Origin of the sequence: Lewinella sp. IMCC34191 (assembly GCF_003390935.1) — a bacterium.
In the GTDB taxonomy this organism is placed as follows: domain Bacteria; phylum Bacteroidota; class Bacteroidia; order Chitinophagales; family Saprospiraceae; genus Neolewinella.
Map to the genome: position 1 here is coordinate 440,357 of NZ_QNQZ01000001.1, position 15,529 is coordinate 455,885.

Annotated in this window: 15 protein-coding genes; 6 read left to right on the forward strand and 9 right to left on the reverse strand. The window is 56.5% G+C overall.

Annotated elements, in window-relative coordinates:
• The first annotated feature begins 2 nt into the window (after positions 1 to 2).
• Entirely contained in the window at positions 3 to 1,172 is a 1,170-nt protein-coding gene (locus DRW39_RS01790; protein ID WP_157975858.1) for a DUF2254 family protein, read from the forward strand.
• Here the strand turns inward: DRW39_RS01790 and DRW39_RS01795 are convergent.
• Positions 1,169 to 4,060 (reverse strand): aminotransferase class III-fold pyridoxal phosphate-dependent enzyme, encoded by a 2,892-nt coding sequence (locus DRW39_RS01795; protein ID WP_116105267.1) that lies wholly within the window; start codon positions 4,058 to 4,060, stop codon positions 1,169 to 1,171. The two genes, DRW39_RS01790 and DRW39_RS01795, sit on opposite strands and share 4 nt — an antisense overlap.
• A 436-nt stretch (positions 4,061 to 4,496) precedes the next feature.
• On the opposite strand from DRW39_RS01795, the gene DRW39_RS01800 reads away from it, so the two are divergent.
• The 4 genes from DRW39_RS01800 to DRW39_RS01815 are packed head-to-tail and all read left to right on the forward strand — an operon-like array spanning position 4,497 to position 9,341.
• On the forward strand, positions 4,497 to 6,386 hold the full coding sequence (locus tag DRW39_RS01800; RefSeq protein ID WP_157975859.1) for a sensor histidine kinase: 1,890 nt from the start codon (positions 4,497 to 4,499) through the stop codon (positions 6,384 to 6,386).
• A gap of 55 nt (positions 6,387 to 6,441) precedes the next feature.
• Complete coding sequence (locus tag DRW39_RS01805) at positions 6,442 to 7,152, forward strand: LytR/AlgR family response regulator transcription factor (RefSeq protein ID WP_198664752.1); 711 nt, start codon at positions 6,442 to 6,444, stop codon at positions 7,150 to 7,152.
• 57 nt (positions 7,153 to 7,209) lie between these two features.
• Positions 7,210 to 8,274 (forward strand): transporter substrate-binding domain-containing protein, encoded by a 1,065-nt coding sequence (locus tag DRW39_RS01810; protein ID WP_116105270.1) that lies wholly within the window; start codon positions 7,210 to 7,212, stop codon positions 8,272 to 8,274.
• Between the two features lie 14 nt (positions 8,275 to 8,288).
• On the forward strand, positions 8,289 to 9,341 hold the full coding sequence (locus DRW39_RS01815) for a class I SAM-dependent methyltransferase (RefSeq protein WP_116105271.1): 1,053 nt from the start codon (positions 8,289 to 8,291) through the stop codon (positions 9,339 to 9,341).
• Positions 9,342 to 9,354: 13 nt separating this feature from the next.
• Here DRW39_RS01815 and DRW39_RS01820 read toward each other — a convergent pair whose 3' ends face one another.
• The 3 genes from DRW39_RS01820 to DRW39_RS01830 form a co-directional block, all read right to left on the reverse strand.
• Positions 9,355 to 9,813, reverse strand: coding sequence for a hypothetical protein (locus DRW39_RS01820; RefSeq protein ID WP_116105272.1), 459 nt, complete (start codon positions 9,811 to 9,813; stop codon positions 9,355 to 9,357).
• Between the two features lie 134 nt (positions 9,814 to 9,947).
• A complete protein-coding gene (locus tag DRW39_RS01825) occupies positions 9,948 to 10,457 on the reverse strand; it encodes a hypothetical protein (protein ID WP_116105273.1) in 510 nt (169 codons plus the stop codon).
• Between the two features lie 75 nt (positions 10,458 to 10,532).
• The gene (locus DRW39_RS01830; protein ID WP_116105274.1) at positions 10,533 to 11,465 is read right to left on the reverse strand and encodes a hydrogen peroxide-inducible genes activator; all 933 of its coding nucleotides are present in this window, start codon (positions 11,463 to 11,465) and stop codon (positions 10,533 to 10,535) included.
• A gap of 172 nt (positions 11,466 to 11,637) precedes the next feature.
• Between DRW39_RS01830 and DRW39_RS01835 the strand changes: the two genes are divergently transcribed.
• The gene (locus DRW39_RS01835; protein WP_116105275.1) at positions 11,638 to 12,117 is read left to right on the forward strand and encodes an ankyrin repeat domain-containing protein; all 480 of its coding nucleotides are present in this window, start codon (positions 11,638 to 11,640) and stop codon (positions 12,115 to 12,117) included.
• Here the strand turns inward: DRW39_RS01835 and DRW39_RS01840 are convergent.
• Genes DRW39_RS01840 through DRW39_RS01860 form a run of 5 tightly spaced genes read right to left on the reverse strand, consistent with a single transcriptional unit; the run spans position 12,101 to position 15,444 of the window.
• Positions 12,101 to 12,502, reverse strand: a complete 402-nt coding sequence (locus tag DRW39_RS01840; RefSeq protein WP_116105276.1) for a VOC family protein — start codon at positions 12,500 to 12,502, stop codon at positions 12,101 to 12,103. The genes DRW39_RS01835 and DRW39_RS01840 overlap by 17 nt on opposite strands.
• A gap of 40 nt (positions 12,503 to 12,542) precedes the next feature.
• Positions 12,543 to 13,766 carry a DUF3570 domain-containing protein gene (locus DRW39_RS01845; RefSeq protein WP_232830037.1) on the reverse strand — a complete coding sequence of 408 codons (1,224 nt, stop codon included), beginning with the start codon at positions 13,764 to 13,766 and terminating at the stop codon, positions 12,543 to 12,545.
• Between the two features lie 43 nt (positions 13,767 to 13,809).
• Complete coding sequence (locus DRW39_RS01850) at positions 13,810 to 14,019, reverse strand: DUF4266 domain-containing protein (RefSeq protein ID WP_116105278.1); 210 nt, start codon at positions 14,017 to 14,019, stop codon at positions 13,810 to 13,812.
• Complete coding sequence (locus DRW39_RS01855) at positions 14,012 to 15,010, reverse strand: FAD:protein FMN transferase (RefSeq protein WP_116105279.1); 999 nt, start codon at positions 15,008 to 15,010, stop codon at positions 14,012 to 14,014. Before DRW39_RS01855 ends, DRW39_RS01850 begins: the two co-directional genes overlap by 8 nt.
• Positions 15,010 to 15,444 (reverse strand): thioredoxin family protein, encoded by a 435-nt coding sequence (locus tag DRW39_RS01860; protein ID WP_116105280.1) that lies wholly within the window; start codon positions 15,442 to 15,444, stop codon positions 15,010 to 15,012. Before DRW39_RS01860 ends, DRW39_RS01855 begins: the two co-directional genes overlap by 1 nt.
• Positions 15,445 to 15,529 lie beyond the last annotated feature (85 nt).

The following is a 15,529-nucleotide window of genomic DNA, read 5'->3' on the forward strand; positions in this document are numbered from 1 at the left end:
CCTTGCTCAGATCCATTGCCAGCCTGCCGGCGGTCATCTTTCTGCTGTTTGTAATTATCGCGTTTATCCAGTTATGGATAGCTGCGGATGGCTACGATCTCTCCGGCTATTTCCAACGGCTGAATATTGATGACCTGGACACGATTCGCACAACACTGGCAGCGGTCATAACCGGTGTGTTTACACTGACCATCTTCGCCTACACGATGGTCATGAACGTGATCGATCGCTCGATCAGCTCTTATTCACCGCGCCTACTTCCCCTGATATTATCCGAGCGTTACCACCAGGAAATCCTGGGAGTCGGGGCGGGAACGATCGCCCACAGTACGATCTTACTGCTGGGCGTTGCGGAACCCCCTGATGTACTTCAGCCCCCGCCCTTAGCCGTGGCGAGCGCCGGACTGTTCGCCGTCAGCAGCCTGATCCTGTTCATATACTTCATTCACCGGGTTTCGCGCAGTATCCACGTCAATGTACTGCTCTATAAATCCTATTGCCACACGAAATACCTCCTGGAACAAACGGAGAGTCAGCGGGTAAGTCTATCCTGGACAGACAAGGAAAAGCAGCCCCAGACCGGCCGAATCATCCGCTCCAAGCGTTGCGGGTACCTGAATAGCGTCAACACGAAGCAGCTGTTGAAGCAAAGGGAGATATCGGGAGTGTCAGCGCGTCTGGGTGGCTTTATCTATGTCGGCGACCCCATATTCACTTGTTTGGAGGATAAAGGCGGCGATCGGGATGACTACGATAAGCTGTACGAAATATCGGAGAACGAGCCGTACGATGTCTACGCCACGGGTTTTCGGCATCTGGTCGAGGTCGCGATCAAGGCGGCCAGCCCGGCGCTAAACGATCAGGCTACTTCACTGACGGCGATGCATTACCTCGTCCAGTTATTCGAGCACCTTGCCACGATCCCTCCCTTTAATACGCTACAGGCCGCGGGGAGCGATCAACGCATATATATCAATACCTGGACGGCACCGGAGCTCATTCAGAGCTGCTACCAGGAGTTGCGGCAGTATCTGGCCCAAGATCCGTGGGGGCAGCGCACGCTCCGGAGTGGACTACTGCGCATCGAACGGGCCTTCCAGAAACAGGCTCGCGAAGCGGCGGCCGCGGTAGCACGCGAAGAGCTGGCACTGCTTCCCGCCGGTAGGGCCTAGAGACGCATGGCATCCTCGCCGAGGACCTGGTTCAGGTAATCGCAGAGTAAGTCGGCGTTATCCTGATCGAAGCACATGGGCGGCTTGATTTTGATGACATTATCCCGGGGACCGTCCGTACTCATTAAGCATCCAAGCTCGCGCATCCGATTCTTGAGGTATTTGGCGCGTTTACCCTGGTCGTCGTGCAGTTCCACTCCTAAAAAGAAACCACTTCCCCGTACCTCACGGATGATCGGATGAAGGGTCGCGAGGTCCCGCAAGCGGTGAGTGAGGTGATCTCCTACCCGGCGGGCGTTTTCCCGTAATCCCTCTGACTCGACGGTTTGCAGTACGGCTAACCCAATGGCCGCGCTTACGGGGTTGCCGCCGAAGGTGTTGAAGTACTCCATTCCATTCGCGAAGGCTTCCGCTACGCGCGGGGTACAGACGACAACACCGAGCGGGTGCCCGTTGCCAATCGGTTTGCCGATGGTGACGATATCGGGTACGACGTGTTGCGTTTCGAAGGCCCACCAGTGCGTGCCTAGTCTACCCACTCCGGTTTGCACCTCATCGGCTATGCACACGCCACCGGAGGCGCGTATCTGCCGGTAAACGGAGGCAAGGTAATTCGGCGGCAAGACCACCTGACCCGCACAGCTCAGAATGGTCTCCCCGATAAAGGACCAGCATCCCGGTGGCAGATTGGGTAAGTCTTCCCCGGAGGATCGCGGGATGTCATAAAGGAAAGTTGATGCCGGTTTGCCATGGCCGCCGGATCGGTCAAATTTGTAGCTGCTCACCTCAATCGTGCGGCCGGTGTTGCCGTGATAGCCCATTTCGAAGGCGGCTACCTGACGGTTTCCCGTGACGGCCTCCGCCATCCGCAGTGCCAGTTCGTTGGCTTCGCTACCTGAGTTGACCACGTGTATGACCGATAGGCTTTCCGGCAAGGTCCGCAACAGCTGCTCGGTAAATTGCCCCAGCAGCGGATGGAGATACCGCGTGTTGGTATTCAGAACCGCCATCTGCCGCTGACCGGCCGTGACGACCGCAGGGTGCTCGTGCCCGACGTGGGCGACATTGTTGACGGTATCCAGGTACCGTCGTCCGGTGTGGTCATAGAGGTACTGGCGATAGCCCCGCAATACAACCAGCGGGTTATGGTAGCTTACACGGAGACTGTAGCCCAGGTGATTCTTTCTAATCGCCAGTAATTCCTCGCCGGAGGGTGGCGGGGTGGATTCCGGGGGGAGCTCTGCGGCTAGCAAGCAGCGGGGGTCGGGGCACAGGCCAAGCCAGACATCCCGCTCTTCCGGATATGCAACCCCCGGATAGTCAACGCCCATACCCAGCGTATCGAGTATAAGCTGAAAATGCAGGTGCGGCGGCCAGCCACCATTGGCAGATGGCGCACCTAACCTTCCCAATTTCTGGCCTGCTTCTACCTGCGCTCCGTCGCCCAAATGGCGAATGGACGGGTAGGAGAGGTGACCGTAGAGGGTATAAAAAGTCAATCCGGCAACCGGTTCGTGACGCAATAGCAGGGTACCGCCGTAGCCACCGGGCGTAGGATCGATACCGCAGCTTTCTACCGTTCCCGCCAGCGGAGCATACACGGTCTCCTCCGCATCCGGGGTCCAGAAGTCGAGCCCCAGGTGTACGCTCCGCCACCGGGGGCCGGCATTTCCGATCCCCTGAAAGGCGTCAGTAGTGTAGATCGGCCGGACTTCTCCATAGCCTCCGACAGCCATTGCCGCCGCTTCATCTTCGAGCTGGCGGCGCAGCCGCGTCACGAAGCGAGGCAATTCCCAGAAATTGGCGTTGCCCCCCAGCTGCGTGCTTCCCACGCTGAGGTCCAGCGGAATGATGGGTGACCGGGGACGTAAAACCGGTGCGAAACGGGCTTTAACCGACCACGCGAAAAAAGCTTCCCGCAGGGGGTGGGCGGGAAGACCACAGGCAACGCGAAAGGTAGCCGTCACGAGGGCCGGTGCCGTGTCCCGCCAGCATTTCAGCAAGGTCCAGGCGGGCTGCTCGGAGACGGATAGGTACTCATTATTCGGCTCCAGGTGGTGATTCTCCGCCGCAATCGTTACGGTGAGCAACAGGCGGGCGGCAATCAGGTCGTACAATGCGGCAATCTCCTCTTCCGTCACGGTCACGAACTTTGCATAGCCCGCTACTACCGTCCGCATGGCGCCAAGTGGGTCGGGCATCAGCATTCCGGCATAAGCGCAGGCTACGGCCAATTCGCAAACCGAGAGCGTATGCACCGTATCTCCAAAATCGATGATGCCGGTAATATGTCCCGCTGCATCTACCAGCAGGTTATGTTCGTGGGCGTCATTGTAGCACACCGATCTCGGGAGATTGGCGAAGTTCTGGGCCGCTAGTCGATCGAAGAAGTGTAGCAGCAGGTCCCGCCGGTTCTCCCGTACGAACCGGATCCGATCGCGGGAGTTGGTGGCGCCGGCCGGATCCCATTTGTAGCTGCGTTGTACGGCCGGGTAGTCCAGTCCGCCCAGGGCATCATGGAGGTGACCCACGCTTTCCCCCCACGAGCGGAGAGTGACGGCGGTCACCGGATTGATGTCTGCTATGAGGCGACCGGGGACCCAGGTGTACAAGCGCAGTACCCGTTCCCCTTCCGCCGTCGATAGCCGACAATACCGGGCGGGGACCGGCACGGCAAATGGGAGGTTGCTCCGGAACAGGTGATCCAGGATGGGGGTCTGGTCAAATTGCTCGGGCAGGCAGATCTTCAGGACGTATTCCGCGCCTTGCGTTGTGACCACGTGGTAGTTCAGGTCCACCTCACCCGGTAGCGGTTTCAAGGAATGGATGTCTTGCGATCCGATGCCCAGGCCGGTCAGCCCTTCGCGTATTTGGTCTTCGTTTATCAAGGTCGGTCGAGCTTATTGCGGAAGGCCACAAAGTACCCATTGGAAGTTTTCTCCTCCATTCAGAACATACACCGCCCCGTTCAGCACACACCCGCGCGGCGGCGGCATAAACTTACGCATCGAGCGTATATTCAATATGTCGCTATCAGATCCATTTTCGGGTAGTATCCATGGAGTGCCATTCTGATGCAAAAATGTACCCCACCTCCCGCGTTTCGGGGACAGATATACTTTGAGAACACGTCATACGATGATTGACTGAATTGAGACTTTAAACAAACATTTTACTGCCGGCTCCGCCGGTTTGGATGACTCACCCGGAACTCGCGTTCCGGGTGCTTTTTTTGGTGATATTTCGTAGATTAGATGGTGATTTACGGGGTCTCTACGTCATGTACGCTTATTTCGTCTCTTTTCATGAATACAAGAAAAATTGGTGTCCGCTGATCGACTTATTTTTTTACTCGTCGTTTGGCTAAGCCCGTTCCCAGCTTCGCTCATCGGCAATGATGAAATTCGCTTTTCCGATCAGGACGAGGACCATGTTCTAGTCTTTGAGGAAGCAGAACGGCACCTCCGGAACGGACAGTTGGACAGTGCCGCCTACCTGCTTACCGGGCTATACGAATCGCTTGTGGAACAAGGAAAGGAAGAAAGTCCTTTCGGTCTATGGGTGAGATTACGGCGTTCCCGCGCCTGGGAAAGGGGGCGGGGGTTCACTCAAGCCCTGTCGGAACTCCTGGAAATCGTCGCGCTCGCAAAGCCATCGAAGGTTGCGGATATACGGGCCGAGGCATATATGTTGATCGCCCTCATCCACGAGCAACAGCACGATGCCCGCCACACGGAAAAGTACCTGCAGGCCGCCCGGGAAATAATCAGGAAGCACGAACTGACGGGATTAGAATCCAAACTGGCCATTCGGTTTGCCTCCTATCACCGACTCTTTGGTGAGAAAGAGACAGCGCTGCGGTACAGCCACGAAGCTTTGGACGATGCCATTGCGTCTGATAATGCCCACGATGAGACGGTTGCTCACCTCGTCATCAGTTTACTTCATCGCGATCAATCTCCAGAAATCAGCCTTGATCACCTAATGCAGGCCAGTGACCGACTGCATGAAATAGATGACCCTATCCTCTCCCTAGTCGTCTCGCTTCAACTGAGCGAGATCAGCTTCCGCGATCAAAATTACGTGCAGGCCCTGGCCTATAACGACCAGGCCATGACGCGCTACCAGTCAGGCTACCACGATACCCGCAGCGAAGCATTCGGCTATCTGGACAGAATTTACGATGGGCGGGCCGAGATCCTGAGTCAAATGGGGCGCAACGATTCGGCGTATCACTACCTGGCATTAGGGCGCGAGGTGGAGCTGGCCGAGATGCGGGAATCGAATAACATAAGAATCGCGGAAATCGAGGCCGAGTACAGTGACGAAAAGAAGCAACAATTGATCGCCGAGCAGCAGGCGGAAATAGACCGAAGGGAGCGGGCAACCCGGTGGAACCAACGCTTTCTTCTGCTGATCGCGGTTGTCCTGCTAATCCTCGGTGTCAGTTATATACGCGTTCGAGGGGCCAATCGACTGCTGGCGGAACAGAGTTTGGAAATCCAAGATCAGAACGATCGGCTGGAAGCCTCGCTGGTGGAACAGCAGTTGCTGCGGGCGGAACTTCACCACCGGATCAAGAACAACTTGCAGATCATTATCGGCTTACTGGATTTACAGTCCGATACGGTGCACGATAATAAGGATCGCGGCAAACTGGAAAGCCTGATGAAACGGGTACACGGCATGGCTACGATACACGATATTCTGTACCGGGAATCCAGTTTACACCAGAATTCGTTGCAGCGGTATATCGAAGGCATCTGCGAGCAATACCGGCAAACGGTCGGGGAGGCGGAAGATTTTGGCTTTGAGGTTGATCTGCCGGAAGTATCCTTTAGCCCGGACACCCTGATCCCGTTGGGCATTATCGTCAACGAGTTGCTGATGAACAGCGGGAAGCATGCCCTGACTACCGGAAATCTACGCATCAACATAAGTATGGATGCCTGCCCGACGGGGGGCTACCGGCTGACCTATCGGGACAACGGCCCCGGCTATCCTTCGGCGGAATCGCCCGAAAAGGGGGGAAGTTTGGGGATGTATCTTCTCGCCGGGCTAAGCCGCCAGTTGGGGGGATACGTTGAGACGAAAAACGACGGTGGGGCGGTCACGGCAATCTGCTTCGGAACGATACAGACGCCATCGGAAAAGAAAAGCCAAATGCCCATTCAGAACAAAAACCGAGCTATTGAGAACATATTATCGGCATAGCGGGGCAGAATAAGTGCCCATTCAAGTTATGCTGTATTGCTTTGGCGCCTTGATTATGCAACACGAAAAAACACGAGGGTATCGCATCTTAATACTGGAAGACGAATTCATTATTACCGACACGCTGGCCCGGCAGCTACGGCGCAACCGGCATACCGTGGTTGGCCAAGCCATATCCTACGAAGAGGCACGCACCCTTTACCACAGGGAACAGCCCGACCTGGCGCTCCTGGACATTCGGGTAGCCGGGGATAAGAGCGGTATTGACTTCGCGCATTTTCTCCGGGAGCAAAGCCCATCTATCCCATTCGTCTTTCTCACCTCACAGGTGGATAGCGGCTACCTCGAACGGGTGAAAGCCACCCTGCCGGCCGGCTGTCTGAGCAAGCCGATCCAGCTCAATAGCCTGCTTGCGACCATCGAAGTTGCCATGTTCAACCATCAGTCGCGTACCACCATCGATCGGTTGGTGACCCTGCGGGACGGTCGTGCCACCCATCGCGTGCCCCTTAACGCTATCGAATACGTTGAAGCCGATCACGTATACGTTAAGGTTCACCTTGCCGACAGCAGCAACCTGGTCCTGCGGAATACCCTCAGCGACCTTTTGAACGAGGTAGGGGAACAAACACTCGTACAGACGCACCGCAGCTACGCGGTCAATCCGGAAAAGATCACCCGATACGACCGGGACTTCGTGTACGTACGGGACAAGCAGTTACCCATCAGCCGGTCCCGCCGGCAGTCCGTTATCGAACGTCTCTAGCCTAAAGTCAACATACCGGCCACTATCCCATTCCATCTGATAGCGCAAGCCCCCCAGATGAACCGACTGCTCTTTTTACTGATCTTCTTTTCTACGGTGCTCTCCGCTCAGGATACCCTTCGGGTGGGGGTAGCGCATTTCCCACCCTATACTTTTGACGACGGTAACGGCCACTGGAACGGCATGGCCATGGATCTGTGGCGCCAGGTTGCCGGTGAAGAGATGCTGGTTTACCGCCTGGTGCCGTATGAAAAATCGGATAGTCTTCTGGCCGCCCTTGCGCGGGAGGAAATCGATGTATTGCTGGCCACACCGATTAGCTCGGAAGCGGAGCAAAGCGTGGATTTTCTGCAGACCTATCACCGGTCTTCCCTGGGCCTCGCCCTGCCGCCCTCCAATAGTCTGTGGGCAATCGTCAAGGGCTTATTTACCCTGCAGTTTCTCTATATCGTGATCGGCCTGTCCGTGCTCTTGCTGATCATAGGATCCCTGGTCTACTTGCTGGAGAGAAAGAGCAACGGCGACCAGTTTGGGGGAGAGCGTACGGTCTGGCAGGGTATCGGTGCGGGATTTTGGTGGGCCGGTGTCACCATGACCACCATCGGCTACGGAGATAAGGCTCCGGCAAGCCTGCCCGGACGGGTAATCGCCATGCTGTGGATGCTTATGGCCCTGGCGGTCACTTCGAGTCTTACGGCGGCGATAATCAGTGCCGCCGATGCCTCCAGCGTGGTCGAATTTCCGCGCGACCTGCAGCAGAAATCCGTCGGCGTCGTTCAGGATGCACCTGCTGCCGTCTACCTGCGGTCTCGCGGCCAGGAGGTGAATACCTATGAGTCGGCCAAGGAGGGTTTACTTGCCCTTGACCGGGATGAAATAGAAGTTTTCGTGCACGATGCGACGGCCCTGCACCATCTTTCGCGGGTGTATCCGAACCTCCGCGCCTACATCCAGCCGACGGATGCGCGCCCCGAGGCCTACGCCTTCGCCGTGCGGGACGACAGCCAGCTCTACGAACCGCTTAACCAGGCCGTTATCGAATTCACAACCACCAGCGACTGGCAGAGCGTAGTTTCCTCCTACGACGATGGTTCCCGCTCGGCATCCGGCTCGCGGGAATAAAGCTAGCCGCCCGTATGCAGCGTTACCCCCCGACATCCGACCGAAGCCTGACCGTATTCAGTGCAGCGGATCACCTGCTGATTGAATGGGCCAGCGAAGTGTCCGCACCGGATACGACCACCGCCGTCTACCACGATCGCTTTGGTGCCGTGGCCCTCAGCGTGCCTGACGGGGTGGTTTTCTTCAGCACCTTCCACAGTCAGGAGGAGGCCTTGGCCCGCAACGCCGGACAGCGGAAAATCCCCATCCGGACGGTGCTCGATAAAGCGCCGGAATTTATCGACCGAGCCCTGATACGAATCCCTAAGTCGCTGGACCTGTTTGAATTCTACCTACAGCACGTTGTCCGGCACGCCTCGCCGGGGACCCGGATAGCGGCCGGATTCATGACGCGCCATTTCACACCGCGATTGCTCGAGATCGCACAGCGTTATGCTGGCAAAGTCAGTCAGACGAAAGCCAAGAAAAAAGCCAGGCTACTGCTCTTAGCAGATTTAAAAGACGGCGGCGGAGCGCAGGTAAAAAGCCTTCGCGTTAAATACGGAGACAAGCAATACGAGCAACTTCCCGGGGTTTTCGCTGCTAATGGCGTTGACATGGCCACCGCATTTCTTTTGGATAACTGGCCGTCCGTTTCTTTGCCAACCACCATTTGCGACCTGGCCTGTGGAAGCGGGATTATCGGCGACCAACTGCTGAGCCGATACCCCGGTAGCACGCTTACCGCCCTCGATGATTCCGTTTTAGCCGTCGCAAGTGCCCGGATCAATCTAGAGCCCTTGCGGTCACGGGTGTACTACGCGCACACCCTTGATGACATCGATGGTAATAGTCAGGACCTGATCGTAACGAATCCCCCCTTTCACTTTGGGTTCGAGCATAATATAGACGTCAGCCTCGGCCTGTTCCGACAAGCCAGGGAAAAACTGCGACCCGGGGGGGCACTGATCGTCGTAGCGAATCGGCACCTGAACTACGCGACTCACCTGACCAAATGGTTTCGGCAAGTGGACACAGTGGCCGAGAATGAAAAATTCGTCGTTTATGTATGCCGCAGCGACGCATAAAGCCGATCTCGTCTCAGAAGGATTTGTAATCCGTCAGGTAGGATAGGTTCGCGCCAAAGTTGGGGGTGTAGCCCCTTAAAATTTGCCACCGCCACTTGAGCAGGGTGCCGAAACTGAGGCGCCAAAGCCGCCGGCATTGCTTCAGATAATTAACGACCGCACGACGCTGGCCCAATGCGAGTAGCCGGTCGGCCAGTAACATGTTGGGGCCGAAGGTATGAAGCTGCGGGGAGCCAGGGGTCTTGGCGGAGGATAGGAGATAGTCGGTAGCCCGATCGATACGACCGTTCTGTAATTCGACCAAACCGAGGAGGGTGTTAGCCTGGTGGATAGCGTTTCCGTAATTCCAGCTGTCTCGGTTATTTTCGGCCAGGTCCAGGTAGACAAGCGCCATAGCACTCACCGAATAATAATCGCGTTTCGCGTAGGCTTTCAGGAGGCAGCGGCCGAGCTGAACAAATTCAGATTCCATGATACAGGCTTAGGTGGCATAATCAACTACCCTTAGAACAGCACAATTTCCCTTGAGATTGCACGGTCGTAAAATTATCCTGTAAAAACGGAAGAATACGTTCTTTTGTAAGGTGAAATTTAAAAAATGGCGAATTACCCGAAAGATTTTGGATCGAGCAGGTAAGTCAGATTTGCGCCAAAATTTGGCGTGCGGCCCCGGCGTATTTCAAATTTCCACTTCCAGAGCCGGCCGAAACTGAGCTTCCAGAGTTTGCCGCAGTAGGTTAGGTAATCGAGTACGGGGGATATACGGCCATGCTCGAGGAGACGCTTGGCAAGCATCATATTCGGTCCCATGCCCGCAAGTTGGGGCGAAGAAGGGATAAGGGCGGAGGCAACCAGATGCTCTTCGGCCTGGGGCAGGTTTCCATTCTCCAGTTCGAGAAGTCCGAGTACAGTGTTGGCCTGGTGTACGGCGTTCCCGTAGTTAGGACTGTTGCGGTGAAGCTCGGCGGCCTGGAGATATTCGCGGGCCAGGCGGCGAACGCTCTGACGGTCGGCTTGGGCGTAAGCGCGCAGGAGATGAACGCCGCGCATCACGAAACGATTTCCGCTGGGAACGACGGCTTGCGCCGGCGGCGCCATTAGGTTCTGGTTGATCATGAGCAGATGTCTGTGCAATTATATCGCTCCTGAACAATCGAAAATTGCCCGTTAAGATAAAAAGTCGACCTCCCTTTAATTCCGCCAGGGAAGGGTTCGGTACCGTTCGTTTTTGCGAAAGTCGTCCGGTACCACGGAAAGTATGGCCTTTCTCAGTTCCAGTAGTAGGGTCTCGCGGCTCATATTGCGGTTGACCACTAAGCTAACCTCCCGACTGGGCTGTGGATCGGCGAAGCGCCGGGTGAAGTCCGCGTCGGTGTGTGGATTAACCGATAGCTCGGGGATAATGGTGTAACCGATATTCTGGCGGACCAAATTTTTCAGGGTTTCTACCGTACCCGCCTCGAAGTGGAAGTTACCGCTGGAGGGTACCGGGCTTTCCCCGCAAAGATTCAGAACCTGATTGCGAAAGCAGTGGCCCTCCTGAAGAATCCACAGATCTTTGCGGTTGACGTGGTCCGGTCGTAAGGGTGACTGGTTCAGGATGGCTTCCCCCGCGGCGGCATAAATAAGGAATGGCTCGTAGAAGAGGGGAATCTCGCGCAGTTGTCGCTCTTCCAGGGGCGTGACCAGTAAGCCAATGTCCAGGTCGCCCCGGCGAATCTCTTCAATGATGGCTTCGGACTGCATCTCCCGGAACCGAAGCTGGGTATCCGGGAACTGGGTGGAAAAGGCCTGAATGAAGCGCGGCAGGAGGTAGGGGGAGAGGGTCGGAATGACCCCTACTGAAAAGATGCCTTCCATACTGTCGCTGTGACTGGCTACTACCATTTCCAGGTTATTGACCTCCTCCAGGACCACCCGGGCGTGGGCCACGATGCGGTGCCCGACCAGGGTCGGCTGAATGGGGTTGGTACTCCGGTCGAAGAGCACTACGCCCAACTCATCCTCCAGTTTCTTGATCTGTAGGGTGAGCGTGGGTTGGGCAACGAAGCAGGCCCGGGCGGCCTTGCCAAAATGCCGCTGCTCGTCGAGCGCGATCACGTAGCGGAGTTGTTGCAAAGTCATGGGCTTGCCTCGATTCGATAGCTAAGGTAAATCAAATCCAAAATTAATTAATAAAGTCAATCGAAACCTCGGCCCGTCACCTCCGTTTCAACGGACATATTACCTGCGCACCGCCGCCCCAAGCCGGCCGTGCCGAATGCACTTTTATCAAGATCATAAATCTCGTTCTGACATGACGTCAACCGACCAACTCTTTCAGGCTATTCGGGAAGGCAATGCCTCGACGGTTCGCTCCCTTTTACAGGAAGACCCCGCTCTATTGAAGGTCACGGATGCCCGTGGCTCGACCCCTCTTTTGCTTGCCGCCTACCTGGAACAGGATGAGGTGGCCAGGGCCCTGGTGGAGAGCGGCGCCGAGGTGGACGCCCGGGACGGTGCCGGCAACACCCCTTTGATGGGGGTCAGTTTTAAAGCGTACCTGCCCATCGCTCGCTACCTGGTGGATCAGGGCGCGGACGTCAATGCGACGAATCCCATGGGAATGACGCCGTTAATCTTCGCGGCCACCTTCAACCGGCCGACGATGGCCGATCTGCTCCTGGAATCCGGAGCGGACTTGTCCATTCAGGATAAGCAAGGGATGACCGCTGCCGATCATGCCCGCAAGCAGGGATTCGCGAAATTGGCCCAGCGGCTCAGCGTGACTTCGTAGGATAGGGCTTGCTGCGCTGACAAAGTTGCAGCGGAATCCCCCACGGATCGCGAAGCATGACCAGGTGAGTCCCGGTCTCCGGTTGCTGTTCTTCAACTAGCGTGGCGCCCTGCTTCAGCAGTTGGTCCCGTAAGTCGGCGGCATTGCCGGTTTGAAACGCGAAGTGAAAGGTGAGCGGTTTTCGCTCCGCGAAGCTATCGACCGGAGCGGCTTCATTGTAATAGACTTCCAGGAAGGTACGGCCCGTGGTGTCAGCAAGGAAGGTGGTGAACTTTGGAGCATCGGCCTGACTGAGGATCTGCGCCCCGAGGTGGCTGACGTACCAGTCGGCAAGATCGCGCGGGTCAGGGACGTTGAGGGCAAAGTGTTCGAAGTGTACGCTCATGGCTGGCTGTTGTGGCGGAACAAAGCTAAGCCGACGGCCGCTATTGATGCACTACTTTGAGCCCGAGGGCAACCTGGCTCGCCTGGAAACCATTATCCCGACGGTACAGACTGAAGTTCAGGTCGACGCTTTTCAGCCCCCACCCGAACAGGCTACGGTCGGTGAGGATATCGAGGTAACTGACCCCGAGACTGAACTGGTTAGCCTGGAAATTCGAAAGGTCGTAATCGGAAGTGTAAAAGGTCTCGGTCGAGAGGTGTTCGTCGAAGCCGGCGAAGTATTCCGCGGCTGTCTGAGTGTAGTACCGGTATCCAGGAATGATGCTGAAGTAGCTCCCGAATTTTATGGGAAGCTCAACGTTCAGGGTATGGGAGCCCACGGACCAGTCATCCGTGTAGTAGCGATAAAAACTCCGGACTACGAAGCGTTGATTCAGGTAATAATGAAGTCGTCCTCCGAGGGCCAGTTTATTGCGTGTGGAGGGAAGCCGCTCGATGTCTTCGGCGAGGAAAAAATCACCATCCCCCACGGCAATTTCCGCGATATCCGCGAAATATACCCGCTGGAACGGGGTGGATAACAGTCCTTCCTGGCGGACCAGGTCCATGGAAAACACGGCCTGGGCCCGGCGACTCAAAAGCTGGCTGAAGTTGACGCCGAGGTTGTAGCTATTCCGACCGGTTTCGTCGAGGAGATCGTCTCGGCCACGTAACTCGATGGGGTAAATCAGTTTCCAGTTGTCGAGGTAGGCGCTGCCGTGGACGGTCAGCTCCGTATTCTGCTCATTCATCAACCGGGTATAGCTGCCTCCGAGCCCAAAGGAGCGGTAGTCGTACTCGTTGGAAAAGGAGAGCGTACCGGAGAGGACATTGTTGCGGTCGTCCGAGCTGTGGGCGTAGGTTACGGTCCCGTTGATCCACGTATCGCTGCCCGATGCGCCGGATGATGCCTGGAAAACATTGGGTTCGCCACCGCCATCGAAGGGATCGATGTTGCTGGAGGAAGCGGAGGAATAAGCGGATACGCCGAAGCTGGCCGTGAGGACATCGTCCTCATTCAGGGGTAGGGCCAGAATGACCGTCGGATGCGCGTCGGTCAATTCTTCCGTGCCGCGACCCCCGGTGACTGCCGCGTTGTTACCGTCTTGCTGGTAATAGCTGGCCAACACTTGCAGTTCGGCCGCCTCCAGTACGCGCTTCTTGTAGGTATCCGAAGTAGGCGTGGTCACCTCCTGCGCAGACAGGAATGCCGAGCAGAGGACCACGGTAAGGGCTACTGTGTATCGGAAACTGGGTATACCCTTTCGATTAATTACACCCACAGCCTCCACCGGTTTTACCGCCATTGGCCCCGGAGGCCGCCTCGCGGTAGGATTGAAAATTGCCTTGCTGAACTTCGATACCGGTAGGGGAGAGGGCCATGTCCGGGTCGTTCAATTGCACCATCTCATATCCTTTGACGGCAACGCAGGACGAGAGACAGGCCGCGCAGACCAGGGCGATCAGAATTTTAATCATGCTGGGTGAAGTTTTGGAGGTCAATGCCCGACGAGGAATGTACCTGATTTCCCGCGTCGACGATGATAACGTCAACGCCCGGCAGTTGGTCGATGAAATCGATGCCAATTTCCGGACCCATCACGAATATACTGGTGGCCAGGGCGTCGGCCAGTTCGGCCTTGGGTGCGAAAACGGTCGCACTGACGATGCCGGTAGCGGGGTAACCCGTCCGTGGATCGATGATATGCGCATACCGTATACCATTAAAGGTTACGAATTTTTCGTAGTCGCCCGAAGTCACTACGGCCCGGTTGTCGACCGGTAGCCAGGCGAAGGCTTTCGCTTTATTGAGGGGGTTGGTGATCGCCACCAACCAGTCTTTTCCGTCGGGTTGCTTCCCCCAGGCGGTGAGGTCACCGGAGGCGTTGATGATACCGGCCTTGACGCCCTCCGCTTCCAATAGAGCCCGGGCCCGGTCGGCGGCGTAGCCTTTCCCGATGGCGCCGAACCCGATCTTCATACCCGCTTCGGGTAAAAAGATACTGTGGGCATCATCGTCAAACTGCATGCGACGATACCCTACGCGCGATACGGATGCGGCGATGGTGTCCGGAGGCGGGAGCTCGGTCATGCTGCCGTCGAAGTGCCACACTTTATCCATCGAAGCGTAGGTGATGTCGAAGGCCCCGTCAGTTAGCGTACTGATGCCAACAGAACGGCGAATCAGATCGTATAACTCGGGATCGACCACTACGGCCCGCTCCCCGGCCCGGCGATTAATCTCGGAAGTCTGCGATGCGGGATCCCAACTGGAAATGAGGCCTTCGATGCGGGAGATTTCCCCCACGGCCATATCCAGGTAGCGCTCGCCCGCCTCGGCGTCTTCGGCCACGACCGTCAGATCGAACCGGCAGCCCATCAATGTAAGCGTGCGATGATAGCTGCTGTCCGCCTGGGCGGACAGACCGGATGTCGCTATCCAGGCGCTGATCAGCAGTATGCGGAACATCAGGGGACGAAGCTTTCCAAAATTTCCAGGTATTCCGTCGGGCTTAGTTTTTTGTAGCCTGTTTGGCCGAGTACTTCTCCCTTTGGGTCAAGCACGACAACCAGGGGAAAAGCACCCCTTTGGTTGTAGCGTTCGGCTAACTGCGCGTTCTTTTCGGTGAGCTCGTCACTCAGCTGATTCTCCTTCTTGCGCGGAAAATCGGCGCGGTAGAACACGAATTCCTCGGCGGCCTTCTCCTGAAAGGACGCATCCTGCCAGATATCCCGGTCCAGCTTGATGCAGGGCGCGCACCAATCGGAACCCGAGAAGACGAGTACGACCTCTTTATTTTCTTCGGCGGCGGTTTGCAGGGCGTCATCGTAATCAGTCGCCCATTGCTGGGCGGAAGCGGCGAACGATAACAGCAGGAAAAACGTGCAGATTACAGCTTTCATAATGCACTACATTAATGTGGGATATAGACAGAGGCCGGCTCTAAAAGATTGGTCGGGCCACCTATTTTAAAGGAGTTTAACACGC